This is a genomic window from Longimicrobium sp., from assembly GCF_036280135.1.
GTDB lineage: Bacteria > Gemmatimonadota > Gemmatimonadetes > Longimicrobiales > Longimicrobiaceae > Longimicrobium.
In genome coordinates this window covers 1-5505 of sequence record NZ_DASURI010000342.1, presented here as the reverse complement: position 1 = coordinate 5505, position 5505 = coordinate 1, and the positions used below count along the sequence as shown (strand labels likewise).

The window sequence follows — 5505 nt, the reverse complement described above, 5'->3', positions numbered from 1 at the left end:
GTAGAGAAAGCGCGCGGGGTGCAGCGCGCCGGCCACGGGCATCCACCGTCCGCCCTGGAAGCGGGGGGCCATGCGCAGCCCCAGCAGGGCCTCGCACTGCGCCCGGTCCAGCACCTGGAGGGGGGCGGCGCCGGCGGGGCGGGCGGCCAGCTCCGCGCGAAAGCGGTCCATCACCTCCGGCGACGAGGCCAGGGCCAGGTGCCCGGGCTCGCCGTAGCCGGCGTCGATCTCCTCCTCGTCCAGCACGGCGCGGAGCTCGCGCAGCGACGCGGGGCTGCCCAGGACGAGCCCGGCGTTGCGGCCGCTGGCCCCCCAGCCGGGAAGCCGCGACTCCAGCACCAGCACCCGCGCCCCCCGCCGCGCCAGCGCGTACGCGACCGCCATCCCGATCACCCCGCCGCCCGCCACGGCCACCTCCACGCGGGCCGGCAGCCGGTCCAGGGTGGGCAGCCGCCCCGGCTGCACCTGCTCCAGCCAGGGCGTGGGCGCGCGGGTGCGGCCGGGGGCACCGCCCCGCGGGACCGTGGTGGCAGCCCCTCGGGCCGCCGCGGGGGGATCCCCGGCCGCGCGCCGCATCATCCCGCCGTCCTCACACCACCGCCGCCAGCCCGGGCGCCAGCTCGGGCAGCGCCTCGCGCTCGTCCACCGCGGCGTGGGCCCGGTCCTTGTGCTCCTCCCAGATGTCGAAGATGTCCTCGGGCGGCGTGTTGAGGATGTCGGCGAAGATCTCGTCGTCCTTGCTGACGACGATGTCGAAGGCCGTGAGCTCGCCCGGCACCAGCCGGCCCACCGTCTCGCCCGTGCGCTCCAGGACGAGCTTGACGGGCCCCGTGGTGGCGTGGAAGTGCGTGCCCACGGGCGGGTAGTGGTTCACGAGCGCCGGGCCAAAGATCAGGGGCTGGTCCGGGTCCGTGAGCACGGCGCCCAGGGCCGTCTGGATCTTCCACGACACCCGCCAGATGCCGATGGCGGGGAAGTCGTTGTCGCCCTCGCCCAGCGACTTGACCAGGCCGTCGTTGGGCCGCGCGAAGTTCTGCTCCACGCGGATGGGCCCCAGGGCCGCCTGGATGATCTCGCCGCCGTGCATGAGGATCTTGAGGTACATCTCGTTGCGCCCGTCGCCGTCCAGGTCCATCCGGGGGCTGCGGTGCATGAGCACGATCCCGTTCTTGACGCTCATGGGGTAGTCTTCCACCATCCCGTCGATGGTGAGCAGGCACGAGCACACCCCCTTGAGCAGCTCCACGCCGCCGATGGGCGGGAAGTTGGTGTTGAAGCCGCGCACCACCCCCGTGAGCGTGTCTTCCTGCGTGGCCGCGCTGGAAAGGGCGGCGATGTTGGTCATCAGCTTCTGGTAGTCGGGGTCGTTGCCGACCTCGACCTGGGCCTGGCGCGAGCGCCACTTGAACAGCTCCACGATCTTGATGGGCGTGCCGTCGGCGCCGCCGCTGCGCAGCACCTCTACGGGGTACCCGTCGGCAAAGCCGTGCTCGCGCAGCAGGGCCCACTTGGCCCGCACCTGCCCCACCAGCGCCTCGGCGCGCGCCGCGTCGGTGAAGTAGGTTTCCATCTGGATGAGGGACTCGTTCCGGTACGGGTGGATCGACATCGTGACCTCCTCGTGCAGTTTCGGGGAGTGTGGATGGGGAGGGGGAGTGCGCAGCCGCCGGTCACGGAGGACACGCCACCCGGGAAACGCCTTCCATGTCCCGCGCCCGGGGGTGCAGCGAGACGGTGATCCTGTCCGGCTCGCCCACCAGCCGCAGGGGCGCGTCGGCCAGCAGGCCCAGCGCGGAGGCGCGCGCCTCGGGCAGGCGCACGTAGCTCCACCCCACGGTCAGCACCTCGGGCCCGCCCGCCGCGCATCCCTCGGGCGCGTTCTGGCAGGCGCACCCTTCCACCGGCAGGGTCTCGCGCAGCGTCTCCTCGGAGACCTGCAGCTTCTCCAGCACCAGGCTGCCGTCCCGCTCCACCGTGAGCGCCAGCCGGTCGCCCCGCTTGATCCCCGACGCCTTGCGGATGGGCGGGGGAAAGCGGATGCAGCCCACGTTGCCCACGAACGAAAAGGTGGTGGTGGGGGCCGGCGGCTGTCGGGTCTTCATGGCACGGGGCGCGAGAGAGGGTTGCCGGGGACGCGCGGGGCGGCGGGCCGGTGCCGTGCCGCGCGGTTGCCGTGGTGGATGGGAGAGTAGCGCGGGGGACAAATGGTCACTTCTCCCGGATTGCTCGCTTGCCGCCGCTTTCGCGCGCGCCCCGGGACGGCGGGCTTTCAGGCGGAGCGCCCGGAGAAAACGGCGGGGCGCGGAGGACGACCGCCGTCCTCCGCGCCCCCGCGCCGTCCCCTCCGCGGCCTCCGCGCTCCGCGCCCGTCAGCCGGGGGCGTGCCCGGCGCCGCCGGCCACGCCGGGGACCAGGGTCAGCACGTCGCCGTCGGCCAGCGCGGCGGACAGGCCGCCCCGGTGCCGCACGTCGTCGTCGTTCAGGAACACGGCCAGGAAGGTCCGCAGCCGCCCGTCCGCCAGCAGGTGCGGCGCCATGCCGGGGTAGCGGGCCGCCAGGGCCGCGATGGCCTCCTCCACCGTCCCCGCGGCCAGGGGCACCTCCGCGCGGCCCTCCGCGTACGGCTGCAGGGGGGCCGGCAGGCACACGCGCACGTTCATCCCCGCTCCTCCTCTCCGGGACGCAGGTCCTGCGGCAGGAACGCCGTCCGGTCGTCCGCCAGGCGCCAGGCGCGCGCCTGGACCGCCCCGTCCGCCGCCACGGCCACGATCAGGTAGCTGTACCATGGCCACGCCGCCTCCCGGTCCGTCCGCGACGGGTGCGGCCGTCCGTCGGGGTGCGAGTGGTAGAAGCCCAGGACGGCCAGCCCGCCGCGCGCGGCCTCCCCCTCCAGCGCCCGCACGGCCGCGGCGGGGATGAGAAAGCGGCCGCCGCGCCCGTCCGCCGCCGCGTTGGGCACGGGGACCACCCGCGCCACCGCGCGCGGGGCGTCCGCGTCCCGCGGCGGGGGACCCAGCAAGGCGCCGCAGCATTCCTCGGGGTACGCCGCGCGGGCGTGGGCGTGCACGGCCGCCAGCAGCTCCGCGGGCAGGCGCAGCGTCCCCCCGTGCCGCGCGGCCGGCGGGTGCGGCGGCGTCCCGGTGGGGATGGGCGTCACGGCGTCTCCGGGGGACGGGTGGATGGGGTGCCGGACTTGGCGCGGGTCCGGCGCGGCGCGCAGGGAACGGTGGGGCGGGGAGGCGGCGGCCGCTTCTCCGGGGTTGCCCGGTTCGGGGCGGTGGACGGGTCGCGACCCCCGCATTCCCCGGCCCGCGTGCCGGGGAACGCAACACGGGACGGCAACCTTGACGGAGTGTAACTTCCTGTGTACTTTCGGCTCTAAAGGATCGTCATAAGCGGGGCGACAGTTGGAATTGCCAGTCTTTACTGGGGAAGCAGGGATCAATTCCGGTATGTCCATTCAACAAAACGTCTGGAAACCCTCCGTGTATCTTCGCGGGTGAAACGCCGGCCCGCGCCCCGCCGTCCTCCCGGACGGAAGGGGCGCGGGCCGGCGGCGCGTGTGGCGCACCCGAATCGCCTGGTTTTGTCCGGATGGAAGCACGTGCCCCGCTTTCCTCCCCGTCGCCTGCCCGGCCCGGGGGGCGGGGCTCCGTGCCCTTGCACGGGAGACGGTCCATGGATTCGCTCCCTCGCTTCTCCCGCCCGGCCCCCCTGGCCGGCCGGGTGCCCGCCGGCCCCGAGCGCCACGCCGCCTCTCCCCACCGCCCCCGCCCGGCGGGGCCGGGCCGCGACGTGCCCGAGCTGGTGGGCGGGTCCCGCAAGATGGCCGAGCTGCGGCAGATGATCGAGCTGGTGGCGCCCACGGCGTCCACCGTGCTCATCACGGGCGAGACGGGGACGGGCAAGGAGGTGGTGGCCCGCCGCATCCATGCCCTGTCCGAGCGCCCGGGCGGCCCGTTCGTGGCCGTGAACTGCGCCGCCCTCCCCGAAAGCCTCATCGAGTCCGAGCTCTTTGGCTACGAGCGGGGCGCGTTCACGGGGGCGGCCGGCGCGCGGCCGGGCTACTTCGAGGAGGCCAACGGCGGCACGCTGTTCCTGGACGAGGTGGCGGAGCTGCCCCTGGCCCTGCAGCCCAAGCTCCTGCGGGCCCTGCAGGAGCGCGAGGTGCGGCGGCTGGGGGCGCAGCGCAGCGTGCGGGTGGACGTGCGGGTGATCGCCGCCACCAACGCCGACCCGGCATGCGCCGTCCGCCAGGGCCGCCTTCGGTCGGACCTGTACTACCGGCTGTGCATCATCGAGCTGCGCCTGCCGCCCCTTCGCGAGCGCAAGGAAGACATCCCGCAGCTGTGCGAGCACTTCCTGGGGCGCTGCATCCCCCGCACGGGCTCGCCCCTGCGCCGGGTGGGCGCGGCCGCCGTGGAAGCCATGGACGCGTACCCGTGGCCGGGCAACGTGCGCGAGCTGGAGAACGTCATCGAGCGGGCCCTGGTGCTGGCCCGGCTGGACGACGGCGACGCCGTGCTCCCCTGCCACCTTCCCGCGGAGATGCGGGCGCACGGCCCCGCGGCCGACGTGGACCCGGGGTGCGCGCTGGACCTGCCGGGGGCCGTGCGCCGGGTGCGCCGGCACTACCTAGCCGAGGCGCTGCGCCTGTCCGGCGGCAACAAGGTGGAGGCCGCCCGGATCCTGGGGATCAGCCGCCGCGGCCTGTACGACCTGCTGGCGGAGGAAGCCCGCTCCCGCTGACCCGTTCCGCTCCGCCCCTTCGCCGTCCGCGCCCCGCGCGGACGGCCGTCCGTGCCTGCATTCCGATCATTGCGAAGGCCCGGCCGGGACGCCGAATTCCGTCCGGGGCCGCCGCTTACTGATCGCGATCGGGTGGATGATGTGCCCCGGCGGGCTCCACCCTCCCACTGCCACCCACCTGCCCCTCCCCGAACGTCGGGATGCCGGCCGGCAGCCGCCGCTCGACCACGGGCCCGACGCATCCTGCCCGCTCCCTCCGCTCCGCGACCGGCCGTCGACGCCCCATGGGTCCTGCACCTGGTACCGGATCCGCGCAGACACTGCACATCGGTGTTGATTCGACTTCCCGAGTCATTCGGCGTTGCGCGCACCCTGCGGGATGAAAGCTGCGCCGTACAACCTCCCCAGGGGTTTTGGGGGAGGTGGGCGAGCTCCGCGAGCCCGGAGGGGGCGCTCGCGCGATGGCCACCGAACGCCTGGATCCGGCCCCCTCTCTCGATCAGTCATTCAGCGTTTGCGCGCACCCTGCGGGATAAGAGCGCAGCTCAACCTCCCCCAGGGGTTTTGGGGGAGGTGGGCGAGCTCCGCGAGCCCGGAGGGGGCGCTCGCGCGACGTCCGCCGAACGCCTGGACCCGGCCCCTCTTTCGATTCAGTCATTCGGCGTTGCGCGCGCCCTGCGGGATGAAAGCCGCGCCGTACAACCTCCCCCAGGGTTTTTTGGGGGAGGTGGGCGAGCTCCGCGAGCCCGGAGGGGG

General features: G+C 74.3%; 6 protein-coding genes. 1 reads left to right on the top strand and 5 read right to left on the bottom strand.

All coding sequences use genetic code 11. From position 1 onward, the window contains the following. From VFZ20_RS10775 to VFZ20_RS10755, 5 genes are all read right to left on the bottom strand, one after another. A partial coding sequence (locus VFZ20_RS10775; protein ID WP_329683877.1) for an FAD-dependent oxidoreductase occupies positions 1-579 on the bottom strand: 579 nt, incomplete at its 3' end. Positions 580-589: 10 nt separating this feature from the next. Continuing rightward, positions 590-1609, bottom strand: coding sequence for a hypothetical protein (locus tag VFZ20_RS10770; protein ID WP_329683876.1), 1020 nt, complete (start codon positions 1607-1609; stop codon positions 590-592). A gap of 61 nt (positions 1610-1670) precedes the next feature. Beyond that, positions 1671-2102, bottom strand: a complete 432-nt coding sequence (locus tag VFZ20_RS10765) for an AbrB/MazE/SpoVT family DNA-binding domain-containing protein (protein ID WP_329683875.1) — start codon at positions 2100-2102, stop codon at positions 1671-1673. Between the two features lie 267 nt (positions 2103-2369). After that, positions 2370-2660 (bottom strand): MoaD/ThiS family protein, encoded by a 291-nt coding sequence (locus VFZ20_RS10760; protein WP_329683874.1) that lies wholly within the window; start codon positions 2658-2660, stop codon positions 2370-2372. Next, positions 2657-3157: a M67 family metallopeptidase gene (locus tag VFZ20_RS10755; protein WP_329683873.1), complete on the bottom strand. Its 501-nt coding sequence runs from the start codon at positions 3155-3157 to the stop codon at positions 2657-2659. The genes VFZ20_RS10760 and VFZ20_RS10755 overlap by 4 nt, the downstream gene beginning before the upstream one ends. 521 nt (positions 3158-3678) lie before the next feature. Here VFZ20_RS10755 and VFZ20_RS10750 point away from each other — a divergent pair. After that, a complete protein-coding gene (locus VFZ20_RS10750; protein ID WP_329683872.1) occupies positions 3679-4749 on the top strand; it encodes a sigma-54 dependent transcriptional regulator in 1071 nt (356 codons plus the stop codon). The last annotated feature ends 756 nt before the right edge of the window (positions 4750-5505 follow it).